Source organism: Ruminococcus sp. YRD2003 (assembly GCA_900109435.1).
Classification (GTDB): domain Bacteria; phylum Bacillota; class Clostridia; order Oscillospirales; family Ruminococcaceae; genus Ruminococcus; species Ruminococcus flavefaciens_G.
In genome coordinates, this window is the sequence record FNZT01000015.1 from 56,027 (window position 1) to 76,267 (window position 20,241).

General features: G+C 52.5%; 16 protein-coding genes and 1 other annotated feature. Of the genes, 8 read left to right on the forward strand and 8 right to left on the reverse strand.

Features of this window, described 5'->3' with window-relative positions; genetic code table 11:
• Positions 1-35: 35 nt before the first annotated feature.
• Positions 36-1,703 (reverse strand): GGDEF domain-containing phosphodiesterase, encoded by a 1,668-nt coding sequence (locus tag BMX22_RS12875; RefSeq protein ID WP_074742833.1) that lies wholly within the window; start codon positions 1,701-1,703, stop codon positions 36-38.
• Between the two features lie 513 nt (positions 1,704-2,216).
• Between BMX22_RS12875 and BMX22_RS12880 the strand changes: the two genes are divergently transcribed.
• From BMX22_RS12880 to aspS, 4 genes are all read left to right on the forward strand, one after another.
• Positions 2,217-2,954 (forward strand): AAA family ATPase, encoded by a 738-nt coding sequence (locus BMX22_RS12880; protein WP_074742834.1) that lies wholly within the window; start codon positions 2,217-2,219, stop codon positions 2,952-2,954.
• A gap of 41 nt (positions 2,955-2,995) precedes the next feature.
• Complete coding sequence (locus tag BMX22_RS12885) at positions 2,996-3,397, forward strand: methylglyoxal synthase (protein ID WP_031560211.1); 402 nt, start codon at positions 2,996-2,998, stop codon at positions 3,395-3,397.
• Between the two features lie 119 nt (positions 3,398-3,516).
• Positions 3,517-4,860 carry a histidine--tRNA ligase gene (gene hisS, locus BMX22_RS12890; RefSeq protein ID WP_074742835.1) on the forward strand — a complete coding sequence of 448 codons (1,344 nt, stop codon included), beginning with the start codon at positions 3,517-3,519 and terminating at the stop codon, positions 4,858-4,860.
• Between the two features lie 9 nt (positions 4,861-4,869).
• On the forward strand, positions 4,870-6,636 hold the full coding sequence (aspS, locus tag BMX22_RS12895) for an aspartate--tRNA ligase (RefSeq protein WP_074742857.1): 1,767 nt from the start codon (positions 4,870-4,872) through the stop codon (positions 6,634-6,636).
• A gap of 88 nt (positions 6,637-6,724) precedes the next feature.
• Here aspS and BMX22_RS12900 read toward each other — a convergent pair whose 3' ends face one another.
• The 7 genes from BMX22_RS12900 to BMX22_RS12930 form a co-directional block, all read right to left on the reverse strand.
• Positions 6,725-7,618: an undecaprenyl-diphosphate phosphatase gene (locus BMX22_RS12900; protein WP_074742836.1), complete on the reverse strand. Its 894-nt coding sequence runs from the start codon at positions 7,616-7,618 to the stop codon at positions 6,725-6,727.
• 107 nt (positions 7,619-7,725) lie between these two features.
• On the reverse strand, positions 7,726-7,941 hold the full coding sequence (locus tag BMX22_RS12905) for a hypothetical protein (protein WP_074742837.1): 216 nt from the start codon (positions 7,939-7,941) through the stop codon (positions 7,726-7,728).
• A gap of 4 nt (positions 7,942-7,945) precedes the next feature.
• Positions 7,946-9,040, reverse strand: a complete 1,095-nt coding sequence (locus BMX22_RS12910; protein WP_074742838.1) for a hypothetical protein — start codon at positions 9,038-9,040, stop codon at positions 7,946-7,948.
• Between the two features lie 25 nt (positions 9,041-9,065).
• Positions 9,066-10,538, reverse strand: coding sequence for an SPFH domain-containing protein (locus BMX22_RS12915; protein ID WP_318259744.1), 1,473 nt, complete (start codon positions 10,536-10,538; stop codon positions 9,066-9,068).
• Positions 10,539-10,752: 214 nt separating this feature from the next.
• Positions 10,753-11,361 (reverse strand): metallophosphoesterase family protein, encoded by a 609-nt coding sequence (locus BMX22_RS12920; protein WP_074742839.1) that lies wholly within the window; start codon positions 11,359-11,361, stop codon positions 10,753-10,755.
• Positions 11,362-11,591: 230 nt separating this feature from the next.
• The gene (locus BMX22_RS12925; protein ID WP_074742840.1) at positions 11,592-11,933 is read right to left on the reverse strand and encodes an arsenate reductase family protein; all 342 of its coding nucleotides are present in this window, start codon (positions 11,931-11,933) and stop codon (positions 11,592-11,594) included.
• 2 nt (positions 11,934-11,935) lie between these two features.
• Positions 11,936-14,707: a glycoside hydrolase family 3 protein gene (locus BMX22_RS12930; RefSeq protein WP_074742841.1), complete on the reverse strand. Its 2,772-nt coding sequence runs from the start codon at positions 14,705-14,707 to the stop codon at positions 11,936-11,938.
• A gap of 165 nt (positions 14,708-14,872) precedes the next feature.
• On the opposite strand from BMX22_RS12930, the gene greA reads away from it, so the two are divergent.
• The 4 genes from greA to BMX22_RS12950 all read left to right on the forward strand — a co-directional run bounded on the left by greA (position 14,873) and on the right by BMX22_RS12950 (position 20,230).
• Positions 14,873-15,340 carry a transcription elongation factor GreA gene (gene greA, locus BMX22_RS12935; protein WP_074742842.1) on the forward strand — a complete coding sequence of 156 codons (468 nt, stop codon included), beginning with the start codon at positions 14,873-14,875 and terminating at the stop codon, positions 15,338-15,340.
• Positions 15,341-15,495: 155 nt separating this feature from the next.
• Positions 15,496-17,109: a lysine--tRNA ligase gene (gene lysS, locus BMX22_RS12940; RefSeq protein WP_074742843.1), complete on the forward strand. Its 1,614-nt coding sequence runs from the start codon at positions 15,496-15,498 to the stop codon at positions 17,107-17,109.
• 2 nt (positions 17,110-17,111) lie between these two features.
• Complete coding sequence (locus tag BMX22_RS12945; RefSeq protein ID WP_074742844.1) at positions 17,112-17,372, forward strand: hypothetical protein; 261 nt, start codon at positions 17,112-17,114, stop codon at positions 17,370-17,372.
• A 160-nt stretch (positions 17,373-17,532) separates the two neighbouring features.
• Positions 17,533-17,778: a binding site (T-box leader), on the forward strand.
• 109 nt (positions 17,779-17,887) lie between these two features.
• The gene (locus tag BMX22_RS12950) at positions 17,888-20,230 is read left to right on the forward strand and encodes an AMP-binding protein (protein WP_143055535.1); all 2,343 of its coding nucleotides are present in this window, start codon (positions 17,888-17,890) and stop codon (positions 20,228-20,230) included.
• The last annotated feature ends 11 nt before the right edge of the window (positions 20,231-20,241 follow it).

Below are 20,241 nucleotides of genomic sequence, written 5' to 3' on the forward strand. Positions count from 1 at the left end.
GGAAAATGGCAGATGAAAGACATCTGCCAATTACATTATAAACTGTAGTGACGTTCCGAGAGCTTGTACTCGAACTTTTCGACTGGCAGGGGCTTATCGAACAGGAATCCCTGAGCATACCTGCAATTATTCTCGCGCAGGATCTGCACCTGATGAACTGTCTCGACGCCCTCGGCGATACATTCCATACCGAGCTTCTGCGCCATAGATACGACATGAGTGAACAGAACGGCGCGGCAGCTCTTGTCGTTGTCCTCGTCCACGGGGAGGAAACTTTTGTCGACCTTGAGCACATCCCACGGTATGTCGGTGAGGAGCTTCAGTGACGAATAGCCGACGCCGAAGTCATCGACGGAAGTGCCGATGCCCTCCCACTGCAAACCGCTCACGAGCTTCTTGAGGTCGCGGAACTCGACGTCGGTATAGGTCTCGGTGAGTTCGACCTCAATGAAACTATGAGGGATCCTGTACTTGTCTATGATCTCGACAATTTGTTCCTGCAAGTCAACGTCAGCCATATGCTTTCGTGAGAAGTTGACGGAAACGGGCACAACGTGCCTTCCCTCGTCGAGCCAGCGTCTGATATCGCGGCAAACGTGCTCCAGCATATAGAAGTCGAGCTTGCATACGTCGCTGTTCTGCTCGAAAATGGGTATGAAATCGGCAGGCGGGACGATACAGCCGTCGCGCAGCCAGCGGCAGAGAGCCTCTGCGCCCGAAATCTCGCCTGTATCGATATCCACCTTCGGCTGATAGTACACGAGGAATTCCTCATTTTGTATCGCATAAGGGAAAAGCTGCTGTAAATGGACGATCCTTTCCTTATTTGCGACCATGACTTCGTTGAAGTAAACAACGTCGTCATTTTGCGGCTGACGCGCAGACTGCGACGCGGAAATGACCTTATCGATGATATCGCCGGGCGAGTTTAGCTCGAAGCCCTCGGGGATAATAAAGACGCCGGTGCAGGCAGACACCATAACTCTGTCGCCCGTGTCCCTGTCATAGATAACAGCAGCGCCCGAGAGGTAGCGCAGCACGCGGTCAAGCTCGGAACGGCTGCATATCATGATGAAGTTATCGCCGCCGCATCTGCAAACGGTACTCTCGTCGTCGAGGTCATCGTTGAGTGTATTGTAGTAGCCCTTCATAGCGATGGAGCCGGCGTTTCTGCCGACCTGCTGATTGACGAGCGAGAAGTGCTTGAGATTGAAGTGCAGAGCGACCTTGCCGACGAGTCTGTCCTCCAGAGCGAGCTTTTCCATGTGACCGATAAAGTACCTGAGATTATGGAAGCCGTCGGGGTCGTAGAAAGTGAGTTTGTCGGTAACGTGCTTCAGTCTGAGGCGGCTGATAAAGGTCATGGTAGTTTTGAGAGCGAGCGTGATGCGTTCACGTTCGGTGTAGCTCCACGGCTCTGCGTCCTTGGCGATAGACACCTCACAGACAGCGACGCTGTTTATCTCGGTAACGAGCCTGTCGGAGATGGCGACGACGCATTCCTCACCCGTATTGAAAACACAGGTCGAGCGTCCTTTGCCCGTAGCCTCGTCCTTGAGCGAGTCATAGAAAAAGACAACGACCTTCGAGATGCGCAGTATTTTGCATAGCCCTGTGATATACGAGCGGATAGCCATAGGGTCGGGCACAGCGAGCTTGCTAAGATTCTTGAGATACTCCTCAAACAAGATATAGTATTCCATATAAACTCCCCATTTCGGAAAAAGACGTTAGACCGTCCGAGTGACGGATAACATTATATATAACATTATATCACAGCACAAAGCAATATTGCAATAAGGAACGGCAAACATTTACATTTTGTTCAAAGGGTGAGGCAGATTTTCGTCATTTCGATGAAAACGGAAAAATATTTAACTCTCGCACTATCTGACATACACACCGCAGTAAAGCGCAATAATTTGCTTGACAAAAAGGTATTACAGTAGTAAAATAATTATCAGAGATGATCCATGTCACGCTCATTTTGCGCACTGCTGAGTGCTGTATAAGCGTATGCCGAACGGTGATTTGTAAGATGTGCACAATATGAAGCAGCCAAAAGCGGTGAAATGCACAATTTTCTGTTATGTACAAAAAAGCCCTTTGACAAAAACTCCATTTTGTGATATAATGTACATTAGGATCATTATTATGATAATTGCAGATTCCGATCTGCTGTTCAAGGAATCGGATATCGGAAAGGAACAATCACTATGTCAAAGATAATTGCAGTTACATCAGGAAAAGGCGGCACAGGAAAGTCATCGGTATGTGCCGGACTTGGCTACACTCTCGCAAAGCAGGGGCACCGCACGCTTCTTATCGAGCTTGACTTCGGTCTGAGATGTCTCGACATCATGTTCGGAGTAGAGAACGAGATAAAGTACGACCTCGGTGACGTCCTTGCAGGCAGAAAGACTGCTCTCGACGCGGTACAGACAGTTCCTATGGCAAACAACCTCAGCCTTCTCTGCGCGCCCAAGACTCTCACGTCCGTAAATGCGAAGCAGATAGTTGAGATATGCCGCTCTGTAAAGAAATATTTTGAATATATCATCATCGACACAGGCGCAGGCATCAATTCACACGTCTTCGATATCGTTGAGCAGGCGAACCTCATACTTGTAATCTCAACGCCCGACCCCGTGTGCATCAGAGACGCGAGCCTCATGTCAGACGAGTTCTACAACCGCGGCAACAAGAGCCAGCGTCTGATAATCAACAAGATAAGCAAGAAAGTCATCGGCGAGGCGCTTGTATCTAACCTCGACGAGATAATCGACAAGGTGGGCGTACAGCTCATCGGCGTTATTCCCGACGACTTCACCATGACAGTCGCAACAGGCAAGGGCAATCCTATCCCGACAGATTCGTCGGCACTTAAAGCATTTGACGCAATATCCAAGCGGCTCGGCGGAGAATTCGTGCCGCTCACGGTAAAGACAGCATAAATAAAAAAAGCACTTCCGCTCGGAGGGGAAAGGACAGAAAAATGAAGATCGCGATCATTGCTCATGACGCTAAAAAGGAACTAATGGTACAGTTTTGCAGTGCCTACTGCGGAATACTGTCCAAGCATACACTTATTGCTACCAACACAACAGGAAAGCAGGTCAGCGAAGCAACGGGACTTCCCATAAAGCGCTATCTCAGCGGAAGAGGCGGTGCCGAGCAGATCCTCGCACTGCTGTCCTGCAACGAGGTCGATGTGCTCCTCTTCTTCAGAGACCCCATCAACCCCAAATCCACAGACGTGAACGATATGAACCTGCTGAGGCTGTGTGACGTGCATAACGTCCCCGTAGCCACCAATATAGCAACAGCCGAGGCGCTCATCCTTGCACTTGAAAGAGGCGACCTTGACTGGCGAGAGGTCGGCAGTCCGGGAATATAAACCGTATGCGGTACCGTGTCTGGTACACGGTATCGCTTAATTGTCCCTGTTCAGGGACAATTTTCATGTTAGGGCAAATCGCCCAAATGTATAAAATCTGATTTGAAAGGCTGAAAACTATGGCAAATAACATCAAGCGCCCCAACGGTACAGAGGACGTCCTCCCGAAGGACATACACAAGTGGTATACCGTTGAGAAGATAGCGCGCGAGACCGCGGAGAGCTACGGCTTCGGCGAGCTGCGCTTCCCCACCTTCGAGAACACCGACCTCTTCCTGCGCTCGGTCGGCGAGACGACAGATGTCGTACAGAAGGAGATGTACACAGTAAAAGCAAAGGAGACCGAGTTCACGCTCCGTCCCGAGGGCACGGCAGGCGCTATCCGCGCAATGCTCCAGAACGGAATGCTCAACGAGGCACTGCCGCAGAGGATATTCTACATCATCTCCTGCTTCCGCCATGAGAGACCGCAGGCGGGAAGACTGCGCGAGTTCCACCAGTTCGGACTTGAAATGGCAGGAAGTCCCGCACCGTCAGCGGACGCCGAGGTCATCAGCCTTGCCAAGAACATACTCGACCGCCTCGGGCTCAAGAACATCGAGCTCCACATCAACTCCATCGGCTGCCCGACCTGCCGCGCGAAATATCACGACGCGCTGAGGGCATACTTCGAGCCGCGCAAGGACGAGCTCTGCGACACCTGCAAGGAGCGCCTCGTCAAGAATCCTATGCGCCTTCTCGACTGCAAGAGCCCCGAAGACCGTGAGATAGCCAAGGACGCACCCGTCATCCTCGATTATCTCTGCGATGAGTGCAGCGAACACTTCACAAAGCTGAAGAAATACCTTGACAATGCGGGCATAGCTTACACTGTCGACCCCAAGATAGTACGCGGACTTGACTACTACACCAAGACAGTTTTCGAGTTCATCACGACGGAGATAGGCGCTCAGGGAACAGTTTGCGGCGGCGGACGTTACGACGGGCTCATCGAGCAGCTCGGCGGACAGCACACTCCCGCCCTCGGTTTCGGTATGGGCATTGAGCGTCTGCTGCTTGTCATGGACAAACAGGGCTGCGACTATCTCGCGCCGAAGAAGTGCGACATCTACTTTGCAACGATGGGTGACGCGGCTCTTGAAAAGGCAATGGAGCTCTCGCGGGCGCTCCGCGAATACGGATATTTTGCCGAATACGACCTTATGGGACGCGGCTTGAAAGCGCAGATGAAGTACGCGAACAAGATAGGAGCGGCATTCACGATAGTCCTCGGAGACAACGAGCTCGAAGAGGGCAAGGCAAAGCTCAAGGAAATGGAAAAGGGCGAGGAAGTAACGATATACCTCGGCGACAAGTTCGCAGCTTCGTTTGAAGAGGTATACTTCAATAAAATGCTTGATTTTATGGACGAGGAGACAGGCGGAAACGGCTCGCTCTTCGCATTTACAGGGGAGGATAAATAAATGGACAGTATGAAGGGACTCAAAAGGACGCATTATTGCGGTGAGGTCACCGAGACAGGCAAAGAAGTCGTAGTAGGCGGCTTCGTAGATAGGATAAGGGACAAGGGCGGCGTAATATTCATCGTCCTTCGCGACAGGACAGGCGTTGTACAGCTTATGTTCAACGACAAGTCCGACCCCGCCGTATTTGAAAAGGCAGCATCCTGCCGCAGCGAGTACGTGCTTATGGCAAAGGGCGAGGTCATTGAGCGCGAGAGCAAGAACGACAAGCTCAAAACAGGCAACGTCGAGATATTCGTAAGCGACCTGCGCATACTCTCAAAGGCAGAAACTACACCGTTTGAGATAACCAACGAGACAAAGGTCAACGAAGAGCTCCGCCTCAAATACCGTTACCTCGACCTCCGCCGCGCACCGCTCCAGCAGAACATCATCATGCGTCACGAGATAGCAAAGGTAACGCGCGAATACTTCTACGAGAACGGCTTCCTCGAGATAGAGACACCGATGATGATGAAGTCCACACCCGAGGGCGCGCGCGACTACCTCATCCCCTCACGAGTACATCAGGGCAAGTTCTACGCACTGCCGCAGTCTCCGCAGATATACAAGCAGCTCCTTATGATAGCGGGCTATGACCGCTATATCCAGCTTGCACGCTGCTTCCGCGACGAGGACCTCCGTGCAGACCGCCAGCCCGAGTTCACCCAGATAGACCTCGAGATGTCGTTCGTAGACGCCGAGGACATACAGGAGTGCGTTGAAGGCTTCATTCAGCGCGTGTTCAAGGAGATAAAGGGCGTAGACGTGCAGCTCCCGCTACAGAGACTGACATTTGCCGACGCGATGAACCGCTACGGCTCGGACAAGCCCGACACACGCTTCGGCTTTGAGATACAGGACATCACCGACACGGTCAAGGACATTGACTTTGTGGTATTCAAAAACGCAATAGAAGAGGGCGGAAGCGTCCGCGCCATCAACGTTAAGAACGGCGCCGCGACCTACACTCGCAAGGAGATAGACAAGCTCGTCGAGCACGCCAAGGGTATCGGAGCAAAGGGACTTGCCTACATACGCTGGGCAGACGAGCCCAACTGCTCGTTCAAGAAGTTCCTTGCAGACGGCGACCTTGAAAAGATATGCGCCGCAGTAGATGCACATGAGGGCGACCTCGTGCTCATCTGCGCCGACAAGACCAAGACGGTCCTCTCCACCCTCGGAGCTATCCGCCTCATCTGCGGAAAGCGCCTCGAAGTCATCCCCGAGGACAAGTACAACTTCCTCTGGATAACGGAAATGCCCTTCTTTGAGTATGACGACGAGAGCGGCACATGGGTAGCGGCTCACCACCCCTTCACAATGCCCATGGAGGAATGCCTCGACTATCTCGACACAGACCCCGCAAATGTACGTGCCAAGGCGTGGGACCTCGTTCTCAACGGCACCGAGCTCTCCAGCGGCTCTATGCGTATCACAGACTATGAGCTCCAGCAGAGGATGTTCGAGGCGCTCGGCATGACCGATGAAGAAATAGACGCGAAGTTCGGCTTCCTTGTTGACGCATACCGCTATGCAGCGCCTCCTCACGGCGGAATGGGCATCGGACTCGACCGCCTTGCGATGATAATGTGCGGAGCAGACAGCCTCCGTGACGTAACAGCCTTCCCGAAGGTACAGAACGCGAGCGAGCTTATGAGCGAGTGCCCGTCCACAGTCGACAAGGCGAGCCTCGACGTGCTCGGCATCGCGGTAACAAAGACCGAAGAGGAATGATGCGAGCTGATGCGGCAGCGAGACGAATCCCCGCGAGCCGATAAAAAGAAAAGCCCTGAAGGAGCAAAGCTTCTTCAGGGCTTTTGGTTTAAGCGACAGCGGTTTTGATACCGAAGTAGAGCAGCACAAGTATGCCGAGGACTATTCTGTACCAGCCGAACACCTTGAAATCGTGTTTTTTGATGTAGTCCATGAGGAACTTGATGACGAAGATCGACACAGCGAACGCGACTATCATACCCACGAGGAGTATTCCGAGCTCCGCGCCCGAGAAAGTGCCGCCGTCCTTGAGGACGTACTTGACTATTTTCAGCAGACTTGCGCCGAACATAACAGGCACAGCGAGGTAGAAAGTGAACTCAGCAGCGACTGTACGCGAGATACCGATAAGGAGGGCGCCGACAATAGTTGCACCCGAACGCGAAGTACCTGGGAAGAGCGCGGCGAGGAGCTGAAAACCGCCGATTATTAGTGCCGACTGATACGTGAGCTCGGCAATGGAGTTTATCTTAGGCTTGCGTTCCTTGTTCCAGTTCTCGACCACGATGAAAGCCACACCGAAGGTAATGAGAGCGAGCGCCACGACCCACGGTTTATAGAAATGTTTTTCTATCCAGTCGTCAACAAGCAGACCGATCACTGCGGCGGGGATACACGCCACCACGACCTTGAACCACATCTGCATTGTATCAGCCTTGACGTAAGCGCCGAAGCCTTCTTTTTTCCACGGATGAGGGTTGTTCTCCTTACCAAAGGGGAAGAGCTTCTTCCAGAAGATGATGACTACCGCCATGATCGCTCCGAGCTGGATAACGACGTCGAACATCTTGATAAAGGCTTTGTTGGCTTCAATGTCATCGCTGACGTGGAGGTTCAGGAACTCGTCAACGAGAATGAGGTGCCCCGTACTGCTGACGGGCAGCCACTCGGTTATACCCTCGACAATGCCGAGGATAACGGATTTGAGGAATTCAAATATCATATTGTTGTCCTTTCATGTATGTAATAGTGATACAAATAAGTATAACATATAATTGCGGAAATAGCAAGCCCTCTGCATAAAACAGAGGGCTTTGGTGATCCGAGTTTTTATCGCTGAGAAGAAGTCTGCGTATTGCGCGGAGTTTTCTCAACCTTCGTACTTAGGAAGGTATCGCGATTCTCCGTGAATCTCATACTGTCCTTGACCGTATAGTCGGACGCGCTGTTCTTCATATGAACAGTTTTCAGTTCTGAGAGCTTAGGCAGAACGACGATACAAGCGATAATGAGACCGATAGCGAAGCTTAAAAGAATACCACCCATATCATCAACCTCCTGTCAGAATGTGGAGCAGGAACCAGAGTATCGAACCGAGCACACCGATTCCGCCAGTGATACCGAGGAACATACCTGCCGCCTTGCCGACATCTGCGGGAAGATTGCCCACGAGCTTTCCCGTCTGACCGTTCATAGCAAAGGTGTACTTGTTGTTATTCCAGGTGGTGTTGAGTATCCACACAGGGTAGAGGGCATACTGCGCCTTGCCGCCCTTGAGCTTTACAGCTGAGCTCTCGCAGTGTACGGAGTCATAGCCTCTTACAGTAGCAGCGAAAGCAGCCTCGGTGCTCTTTTTTATGCGGGTATTGGCGCGCTCGACGCTCTCAGCGGATGAAACGTCGTACTTGTCGGCGAGATAGCCTGACAGGTAAGCCGTTTTGAAGTCGACAGCCTGAGTAAAATCGAACGGCTCGATAGACTCCATGAGGTCGTCGGGCATTTTCTGCGAACCGTCGACGGGCACGTGCTCGAAAGCGATCTTACCCTTGCGGACAGCCTGATAATAGGAAGTTTCCACATAGCGGTAGTTAGCGTCGGTCCACGACTTTTTCTTTTCTGCGCGGAAGCACATACTTGCGTCAGCCTCCGCACCGAAGAGCCACACGGGGACATAAAGTCCCTTTATCTCGTCGATGTGGTTCTGGTCTTTAAAGACTTTGGGGAGCAGTGATTTTCCCGAAACGTACTTCTCATAGGCAGCCTTAGCGGCGTCCTTATTGAGCTTGAAGGGGATGATGAGGTCGGGGCGCAGGTCGCCCGAGAAGGTACCCGCCATTATGACGGGGTTATTGCAGTAGGGGCAGAATGAGGCGCCTGTAGTCTCCTCGGCGATTATCTGACCGCCGCAGGATTTGCAGGAGTAGACGCGCATATTGCTTGTCTCGCCCTCTTCCCATTCACCGCCTGCCTCGTTCTCCCACGACATATCGTCGCCCATGGATTCATTAAGCTGCTCGTTGTAGTCCTGTACTGTCTCGACGTCGAATTCGGTGTCGCAGTACGGGCATTTCATTCTCTGCGCGGTGCTGTTGAACTCGAGTTTAGCGCCACAGCAAGGGCATTTATATTCGTTAGCGTAAGACATATTATTACCTCCGACGGCAATACGTTTACTTTACGATATCGTCGTCATTGAAGGGGTCGCCGCACTCGCCGCAGAACTTGGGCGGGTTGAACGGGTCAGCGGGCTCCCATCCGCACTTGTCACACTTGTACTTTGGAGCGCCTGCTGGCTTGGGACTGCCGCACTCAGCGCAGAACTTGCCCTTATTCAGAGCACCGCACGAGCAGGTCCAGCCCTCAGCGTCAGCGGGCTTGGGGCTGCCGCACTCGGCGCAGAACTTGCCTGTATTGCCGGTATGACCGCAAGAACAAGCCCAAGTATCGGCAGCAGGAGCGGGAGCGGGCATAGGCTTGCCGCACTCAGCGCAGAACTTGCCTGTGTTGCCGACCTTGCCGCAAGCGCAGTTCCATGTAGCACCGCCGCCAGTAGCAGCAGCACCGACAGCACCGGCAGCAGCGGCTGCGGCATTGTTCTGAGCACCCATAGCAAAGAGGCTCTGAGCGTTCATGCCGCCTACCTGCTGAGCCATATTAAGACCGTAGAAGCCCATAGCAGCGCCGTTCGGATTGTCTGCCGCCTTCTTCATAGCCTCAGCCTGAGCGCCTACGAGAGTAGAAGCAGCGTGTGTAGCGTTTGTATCCCACATGAGGTCTTCGTACTTCTTGATACGTTCCTTGTCCTCATCGGGGATGCTTACGGACTCGATAGCGAGAGTAACGAGCTCAAGACCGCGCTGTTCGAGCCAGAAGGGGTTGAGCAGAGACTTCATAGCCTCTGTGATAGCCTCGGTCTCGCCTGGGAGCTTGTCGTACTGGATATTCTGGCTCAGCTTGGCGAAAGCGGGCTGAAGCTTAGCGTAAACCTCGCCTTTGAGCTGTTCCTCGATATCGGAGAACTTGTATGAATCCTTAACGTTTCCGCAGAGCTTGTAGAGTGTCATAGGATTGGCCACTTTCAGCGAGAAGAGGCCGAAGCAGCGGAGGTCTACAGAAAAGCTCATATCGAGCTTGGGGTAAGTAACGTTGAACGGAACAGGACGGGGAGTACCGAACTTCTTGTTCGTCATTTCCTTGATGTTGAAGTAGTAGATACGCTGGTCGTGAGCAGTCTCACCGCCGAAAGTCACACGTCTTGCGAGGACCTGAACGGTCTCCTTGAGGCTGCCGAGGAGGTCGCCCGAGAAGACGGTAGGCTCTGTGGAAGTATCGTAAACGTATTCGCCCGAAACGGCGCAGATCTCGACAGGCTGACCCTGATCGACGATCATCATGCACTGACCCTCATTAACGACGATAACACTGCCGTTGGTGATGATGTTATCGCTGCCCTTGGTATTGACGCCCTTCTTGACCTGTTTCTGACCCTTGACAACGAAAGTGTCGTTTGGGATAGTATCGCAGTAGAAGAATTCCTTCCACTGGTCGGCGAGGATAGCGCTTCCTGCGCCCATGATAGCCTGACCGATACCTGTGTTCATAGCGGAATTAGCGGCGTTTTTGATGATTTGTTTAAGTCCCATGATAATAGCTCCTTTCGGGTGATACCCTTAAAATTACGGAAAAACCGTATAATAAGCAATTTCATGTCGAATGACCGACATTAACTAATTATAACACATAATTAATAAAAAAGCAATAGGAGCGGGAAGATATTTCCGATTTTTTCAGCAGAAAACGAAAAAAGCCTGCGAAGTGTGAGAACTCCGCAGACTTCTGTTTTTTCAGTTCGACGCTTTATTCAAGGCTTATGCGATCGTAGCTCACGGACTTCTCGTCCACGTTTATGAGGAGGAAAGAAGCCCCCTCCAAGCCTGCGGCTGAAACCGAGACAACGTTCCCGTTCACGAAATCCTGATGAGAGTGCCCGATGGCAGCAAGCTCGAATCCTGCGATATATTGGCTTTTGCAGGCTTCGTGGAAGGAGCCGTCCTTCAGGCTTGACAGCGGAGGGAAAGGGTAAGGAGAATCAACATCAAGAAAGAGAAAATGCGAAAAATGCAATTTATGACCGAGAAATTCGTCCTCGTAATACAGCGGCATCCGTCTGATGAACTGCAATTGCTCCTCGGAGATCTTTGCCCTGATACCGTCATAATACGCTCTCAGGTGTTCGACGTCAGGGTCGATATCTACTCCGTATGCAGCATAGAGCTCGCAATTTCCCTTCAGACAAACGACATCGCTGTTTTTTAAAAGGTCGAGGCACTCGAATTCTTCATTTCCGCGCTGGAAAATATCCCCGAGAAATACGGTAAGGTCGGCGTTTTGCGCCTTTATCCGTTCAAGTACGGTCTCCAGAGCTTTCAGGTTACCGTGAATATCGGAAAAAACTGCGATCTTCATAACTGCTCCTTTCATTTCTATGTGTAATGATGTGGGAAATGTTAAATGCAATGCGATATCAAGTTATAACAATTTACAAATGCACCTCTTGCAGAACAGATGTTCCACGTGGAACATTGCAGGTTTTAACGTTGTTTTTTTTGAAAAAAACAGCCTTTTAAAAGCAAGATTTTAATATTAAATGTTCTGCTAATAAGTAATAAATGATTTATCTATATAGTGAGCGAAGCTCACTCCCACTCGCTCCATATTTCGGGACAATAGCCTACTGTAGCCATTTTCCCGTTGCGGACCACAGGGGTCCTGATGAGCTGCTGATTCTCGAAGAGCTTTTCCTCGCGGTCGCTGTCGGAGAGATACTTCATCAGAGTTAGGGTCTGTTTGTCCTTTGCAGCTTCGTTTATCAGCGATTCTACGCCGCTTACGGCACGCTTCACGTTGTCGAATTCACCGCGGCTCATACCTTTTTCTTTCATATCTATGGACTGAAATCTGATACCGCGCTCCTTGAACCAGCGCTCGGCTTTTTTGGTGTCGAAGCACTTTTTTTGCCCAAATATCTGGATATTCACGGTCAGTCCTCCTTATCGGATATGTCGGTCAGAGAGGCAAGCTCCTTGTCCTTTCTGAAATCTATGCTGATGAGGTCGAGCCCGTTTTGCGCGAAATACAGCCTTATAGTGGTAAAGCGCGAGAACATCGGTATCCGCGTGGAATGGGTCACAAGAGCTCCTCCTGTGCCGTTCCATGTGAGAGTTCCGCTCGCAGTGCCCATCGCGAAAATGGTCAGCGGTATCTGCGCGAGCTCGCTTTGCTGCGATGAAGCGGTCACCGAGACTTCGTACCAGCCAGGTTCCAGGACAGTGAGCGCAAAGCTGTGATTCGTCCCTTTTACCGATTTTACTGCGGATAAGTCGATGCTCAGACCGTCGGTCAGGTCGTAGAATACTACGGGTTCGTCGGAGGTCTGCTCCTCTTGGGGGCGTCCCTCAACGGTGACCGTATCGCCCTCGCCTATGGTGCGCCTGAAGGCATTCGTCGTGAGGATAAAGCGGCAGATATTGGCGGCATTCCGCTGTAATTCGCCGCGTGTGAGGTCTCCCGAGGCAAGGCTCTCAAGGGTGTTGTCGGGGTTCTCGTCGCCGTCCGCGCAGACCATGTAAACGTCGTTCTGAGCCTTTGCCATAGCCGCAAAGTCGCTTTCGTCGTGGTCTTTGCCGCGGCGGTTTATCTTAGCCCACCAGTCGGTCATCGTGAAGCCCGTGAAGCCCCAGTCCTTGCGGAGAATGGTGGTGTTGAGGTCGTAGTTTCCTGCCGTCCACAAGCCGTTTAACTTGCCGTAGGTGGTCATTATCGAGGTCGCTCCGCCCTGTTTTACGGCTATTTCAAAACCTTTCAGGTATATCTCGCGCAGAGCTCGCTCTGATACGACGGAGTCGAGGAAGTGGCGGTTCGTCTCCTGATTATTGCCGCAGAAATGCTTTATCGTGCCCGTTACTCCCGATTCGCGCATACCGCGGAGCTCCGCGGCTGCAATGGTGCCCGTGAGGTACGGGTCCTCCGAGAAATACTCGAAATTACGCCCGTTGAGCGGGTGACGGTGGATGTTCATTCCCGGACCGAGCAGGCAGTCGACTTTGTTCACGCTCATTTCCATGCCCATGCAGCGGAAGAGCTCCGTGATGAGCTCCTTGTTGAAAGTGGAGGCTAACATCGTGCCGTTTGGCAGGCTGAATGCCTTTGTACCGCAGTCGAGACGCATTCCCGAGGGTCCGTCCGAGCAGCACGCCGCGGGTATCCCGAGCTCGTTGAGCCTGTCGGTGACACCGCCGAATGCGGACGCCGTTCCCGCCGTAACCCGTGGACTTCCCATGCCCTCGCCGCGTATTATGCAGGCAAGCTCGCTGTCACTGAGCTGCGCGATGAACTCGTCCATAGTGTGCTCGCCGCGGTAGACGTCGGCAAGACGAATGCCTTTATCTCCCGTATATTCGAGCTCTGCGGGGAGCCGTTCGAGCCTGCGGGCGTCCTCGTCGACCTCGCTGAGCGGTACGGGCTCGAAACCGAGCTTGAAGCCGTCACCGTCGGGGAGGGGGCGGAAGCGCTCGAACGCCTCCACAGGCGCAAGTGCCTGCTCGCAGCGGCGTACCACCGCGGTTTCGTGAAGTTCGATATTTGCCGAATCTTCGCTGTTGCAGCCGCCGATGAAGAATCTGTATCTGCCCTTTTCGAGCACAAAGCAGCTCTTGTTGCCCGTAACGCCGCTGTCGTCGTAGGAGGCGTTGTCGCTCAGGTCAGCGGTCAGAATGAGGGTCTGCTCCTCGTTCGGAGCGAGATTGCGCGTTTTCTCAAAGGCACAGAGTGTCTTGACGGGCTGTCCGAGCTCGCCCTGCGGGCGGCTGAGGTACATCATCACGACCTCTTTGCCGCAGTATTTGCCTGTATTCCGCACTTTTACGTAAATGCTCGCGGTCAGTCCGCTGACCTCGCAGGTCTGCACCTCTACGTCAAAGGTCGTGTACGAAAGTCCGAAGCCGAACGGATAGCGTACCTTTTCAGGGGCGAATGTGTCGAAATATCGGTATCCGACGTAGATGTCCTCGGCATAGAAGTTGCGCTCGCGGTCGCCGAAATAAGCGTGCGAGGGGTAGTCCTCGACGCTGTAGGCTATCGTGTCGGGGAGCTTGCCGCAGGGGCTTATCCTGCCCGTCAGTACGTCAGCCGCGCCCGTGCCGCCTGTCATGCCGCCCTGCCATACGTACAGCAGAGCGTCGGGAGCTGTGCTCTCGATGTATCCGAGGTCTATAAGTCCGCCCACATTCAGCAGAACTACGACCTTTTTGAATGCCGCACGCACCTTCGCGAGCATATCCTTTTCCTTGTCCGTCAGCAGGAAAGAGCCCGCCTCTACGCGCGATTCCATTTCTTCGCCTGCGGTGCGTCCGATTATAACTATCGCCGTTTCGCCCTTTGCTGCGGCATTTTCCACGACTTCTTCGCTGAGCGGCATTTCCTCCTGCGACCACGGCTCGGCGCCCCAGCCGCTCCCGAGGTCGATGGGATTTGCCTCGTCCCACTCGCGGTAGATGCCGAGAAGCTCCTCGTTCACCTTTACGCCCGCTTCCATGAGCCCGTCGGTGATGCCTGTCACCTTAGAAACGTTGACCATTCCGCCCGAGCCTGTGCCGCTCTTGTAGTAGTGGAGCTGTATGCGCCCGAATACGGAGACTGTCTCGTCTTTGTTCAGCGGCAAGGCTCCGTTGTCGTTGCGGAGCATGACTATGCCCTCTGCTGCAGCGTCTGCGGCTGTGCGGAGATAGTGCTCCCAGTCAAGAATCCTGTTCATAAGCTTGTCCTCGCTTTATAAAATATATGATTAATTATATCATAAGTTTGTGGAAATTGCAAGCGGAGCGGGGAAATGAAAAACACTTCCGTCTGTATTGACAAATCTCGTTTTTTATAGTATAATATATAAGTATTTTTTATTTTATCTAAGGAGTTGTTCATTATGGGTAAGCAGATGTCAAGATCAAGCTACGACAAGCTCGTCCTCGAGCTTGACGACCTCAAGATCAATAAACGTAAGGAAGTTGCAGAGAGACTTAAAGTCGCTCGTTCGTACGGAGACCTCTCCGAGAACGCCGAGTACGATGAGGCTAAAAACGAACAGGCTATACTCGAGGCTAAGATTTCCGAATTACAGCATACTATCGACAATGCCGAGGTCATCGAGGACTCCAATATCTCCGTTGACGAGATCGGTATGGGCTCTATCATCAAAATCAGAAAGGTCGGCACCAAAAAGACCGAGACCTTCACTATTGTCGGTACCAACCACGTTGACGTGAGAAATCACATGATATCCGATGAGTCGCCTATCGGCAAGGCTGCTATGAAAAAGAAGGTCGGCGATACGTTCATCGTTGAGGCTCCCGTCGGTGAGCTTCGCTTCGAGGTCGTTGAGATATCAAAGTAAGCGTTTGGGGTAGGGGCGCATTCCGTGCGCCCGCAAATTCATTCATTAGGACGGGCGAGCGGAACTCGCCCCTACATCGGAATAATGATGTTTTTTTCGCGGGACGTCGAGGACGCCGTCCCCTACATTTTTATTTTTTTGAAAGGAATTTTCCAATGAACGAAAATCAGATAGAGAATGCTGCTCCCGCTGAGGAAGAGCAGGATATAAATATTTTAAAGAAGGACAGGCTCGATAAGCTTGCTGCTCTCCGTGAGGGCGGCTGCGACCCCTTCACCGTTACAAAGTATGATGTTACGGGTCATGCTGCCGAGTTCAAGGCTAAGTATGAGGCTGAGGAAGCTCAGATACTCGCTGCCTGCGGCGACGATGAGGAGAAAAAGGCTGCCGAGCTCGAAAAGCTCAATGAGAATACCGTCCGCATCGCGGGTCGTATCATGAGCTGGAGAGATATGGGCAAGGCTAACTTTATCGACGTTCGTGACGCTTCCGACCGCATTCAGGTGTATGTGCGCTCCAATGACATCGGCGCTGACCTGTTCAAGGAGTTCAAGAAGAAGTGGGATATCGGCGATATCATCGGCGTTGAAGGCTTCGTTTTCCGCACGAGAAAGGGCGAGATCTCTATCCATGCAAAGAAGATAGAGCTGCTCTCGAAGTCGCTGCTCCCGCTTCCCGAAAAGTGGCACGGCCTCAAGGACACCGATACTCGCTACCGTCAGCGCTACCTCGACCTCATCATCAACCCCGAGGTCAAGGATACCTTCGTTAAACGCTCTAAGATAATCGCTTCTATCCGCCGCTATCTCGACGGTCAGGGCTTTATGGAGGTCGAGACTCCCATGCTCGTTTCAAATGCGGGCGGCGCTGCTGCAAGACCCTTCGAGACGCATTATAATGCGCTCGACGAGGAGGTAAAGCTCCGCATAAGTCTCGAACTCTACCTCAAGCGCCTCATCGTCGGAGGCCTCGAGAGAGTTTACGAGATAGGCAGAGTTTTCCGAAATGAAGGCGTCGACACCAGACATAACCCCGAGTTCACCCTCATGGAGCTCTATCAGGCTTACACCGACTACTACGGTATGATGGACCTCACCGAGAATATGTTCAGACACGTCGCTCAGGAAGTGTGCGGTACTACCTGCGTGCCCTACGGCGAGTATATGATCGACCTCGGCAAGCCCTTCGAGCGCCTCACTATGATAGACGCTGTCAAGAAGTTCTCGGGTGTTGATTTCAATAACATCACTACCCTCGAAGAGGCCCGCAAGATAGCCGACGAAAAGGGCGTCGAGTACGAAGACCGCCACAAGCGCGGCGATATCCTCAACCTCTTCTTCGAGGCTTTTGTCGAGGAACACCTCATTCAGCCTACCTTCATCATGGATCACCCCATCGAGATATCTCCGCTCACTAAGAAGAAGCCCGATGCTCCCGACTATGTTGAGCGCTTTGAGCTCTTCATTACGGGACGCGAGATGTGCAATGCGTACTCAGAGCTCAATGACCCCATCGACCAGCGCGAGCGCTTCAAGGCTCAGGAAGAGGCTCTCTCTCAGGGCGACGAAGAAGCTAACCGCACCGATGAGGATTTCCTCCGCGCTCTCGAGATCGGTATGCCTCCTACGGGCGGTATCGGCTACGGTATTGACAGACTTGTTATGCTGCTCACCAACAGCGCTTCCATCAGGGACGTTCTGCTGTTCCCGACAATGAAGTCACTCCCTGCTAACAGCGGACGTCAGGCTAAGGATGACGAGGAAGAATAATTATGAAAAATCATTCACCGCTCATTAAGGCTTTGATATGTGCCGGCGTTATGCTGGGCAGTTTCCTTTTAGGATTAGGATTGATACTCATTATACCGATAAAGCTGACAGTGATAATCAGTTCGATAATAGTACTCGTTGGGGCATTAGTTAGTCTCATCATGAAACTGATATATGTGCGGTGTCCGCACTGTGGTTCTTATCTCGTCGGCAGATTTGCAGTGGCGAGATGCTGTCCCTACTGCGGTAAAAAAATGATATAATTCAAGGGCGGACTTGGTTCCGCCCTTGTTCGTTTTCGTTCGTAATGTGAATGATAAGGACGTTCTCCGAGAATGGCAAGCGGTGGAGGTCTGACCTTTGCATTTCAAAAAATTTTTCAAAAGGGCTTGACAAATTCCGAATTGTGTGTTATAATCCAAAACATAAGCTGTGAGGAAGACAAGCAGAGTATCGCCAATGTCTACAGAGAGCCGACGGTGGGTGTGAGTCGGTGATAAGCAATGCTGTGTATCCCTTCTGAGCCGAAGCGCTGAACGTTTTCAGTAAGTGCTTCCGTGATTCTGCGTCAATGAATAGGACTTGGTGGAGTCTGAAAGTGGTGTTACGCTATAGCGGCACAATTTGAGTGGTACCGCGGGTATTCAGTTTATGATGCTCGTCTCAAAGATTCTTCTTTGAGACGAGCTTTTTTGTTTTTCGCGGATTTGACGTATTTGAAGCGTTTATTTCAGCCTACACCGAAATTTTTCTTTAAGGAGAGTTATCTATGAGCGAAATGACCGGTTTGCAGAATGAAGAACTCAAAATCAGAGAGGTCGCTGAACGTATCTCGCATCTGCGTGAGGACCTCGGGCTGTCCGTCGAGGATATGGCGGAAAAGACAGGCTATCCCGTCGAGGAATATTGCAGGCTTGAGGCGGGTGAGCAGGATTTCAGCTTCACTTTCATCTACAAGTGCGCCAATACCTTCAATGTCGATATAACCGAGCTTATGGAGGGCAGCAGCCCCGAGCTCAGAGGCTATACCGTTACGAGAAAAGGGGAGGGGGTTCCGATAGTCCGCAGAAAGGGCTTCGCCTATAACCGCCTCGCTCCGCGATTCAAAAACAAGACCGTCGAGCCTTTCCATGTCGTTATCCCGTTCTCCGAGGAGGCGCTCTCTCAGCCGCTCCATATGGCGAGCCATGCGGGACAGGAAATGGATATCGTTTTAAAGGGGACTATGCGTATCACCGTCGGTTCGCATACCGAGATACTCCATGAGGGCGACAGCATCTATTACGACAGCTCGCTCCCGCATGACGAGGTCGCACTCGGCGGCGAGGACTGCGAGATATACGCTTTCGTTACTGCTCCGAGAGGTGCGGCGGGAATGTCCGAATATAAGGAGCATATCGCTGAACATCACCTCACTAATGTCGACAAGGCAGGTCTGCTGCACCCCGTTGCCGAGAGATTCGTCAAGTGCGAGACCACCGAGGAGGGTATACTCAGTGCGGTGAACTTTGAGAATCAGGATAAGTTCAACTTCGCTTACGATATCGTTGACGCTATGGCTGAGAAATGTCCCGACAAGACCGCGATGATCTATGTCGACGTCAACAAGAACGAGCGCCGCTTCACTTTCAAGGATATCAAGAGATATTCCTGCCAGACTGCCAACTACTTCAAGTCGCTCGGTATCAGGAAGGGCGACCGCGTTATGCTCATTCTCAAGAGGCATTATCAGTTCTGGTTCTCGATAATCGCGCTCCACCGTATCGGTGCCCTCGTTATCCCTGCGTCAAATATGCTCAAGGAGCATGACCTCGTTTATCGCTTCAACTCCGCTGAGGTCTCTGCTATCGTCTGCACTGCCGACGGGGACGTCTCGGATGAGGTCGATAAGGCTTGCGCGTCGTCTCCGACACTTAAGACCAAGGTCATGGTCAACGGTAAGCGCGACGGCTGGCACGACTTCAATGAGGAGCTTCCCGCCTACAGCACCCACTTCGAGCGCACGGCTGAGACTCCCTGCGGCACCGATCCTATGCTCATCTTCTTCAGCTCGGGTACTTCGGGCAATCCCAAGCTCGTTCTACACAGCTATCAGTACCCGCTCGGTCACTATGTGACTGCCCGCTACTGGCAGAATGCCGACCCGAACGGTCTGCACTTCACTATCTCCGATACGGGCTGGGGAAAGGCTCTGTGGGGCAAGCTCTACGGGCAGTGGATGTGCGAGGCGGCTGTGTTCGTCTACGATTTCGACCGCTTCCACGCTGATGATATCCTCCCCATGTTCAGGAAGTACAATATCACTTCTTTCTGCGCTCCTCCGACTATGTACAGATTCTTCATCAAGGAGGACCTCTCCAAGTATGACCTTTCGTCGCTGAAATATGCCTGCATTGCGGGTGAAGCCCTCAATCCCGAGGTGTTCCACCAGTTCTACAAAGCCACGGGCATCAAGCTCATGGAGGGCTTCGGTCAGACCGAAACTACCCTCTCTATCGCTAACGTGGTCGGTATGGAGCCTAAGCCAGGCAGTATGGGCAAGCCAAATCCTCAGTACAACGTGCAGGTGCTGCTGCCTGACGGTACGCCCGCAAAGATCGGTGAAACAGGCGAGATATGCATAAAGCTCAAGGATAACAGTGCTGCGGGATTCGGCGTTCCAGGGCTGGCGCTGTGTTACTTCGGGGACGAGGCGAACACCGCAGAGACCTGGCGCGACGGCTATTACCACACGGGCGATACCGCGTGGGTTGACGAGGACGGCTATTTCTGGTACGTCGGTCGTGTTGACGACGTCATCAAGTCCTCGGGCTACCGTATCGGACCTTTCGAGATAGAGAGCGTCCTCATGGAGCTGCCGTATGTGCTCGAATGTGCGGTCACGGGCGTTCCCGATGAGATACGCGGTCAGGTCGTCAAGGCTACTATCGTGCTCACTAAGGACAAGGTGGGCTCCGATGAGCTCGTCAGGGAGATAAAGGACTACGTCAAGGCGCATACCGCGCCTTACAAGTACCCGAGAGTCGTCGAGTTCGTTGCCGAGCTCCCCAAGACCGTCGGAAGCGGTAAGATCCGCCGCGCGGCTATCCGTGAAATGGACAAGGCTAAGTATCAGAAGTAAAAACAAGGCAT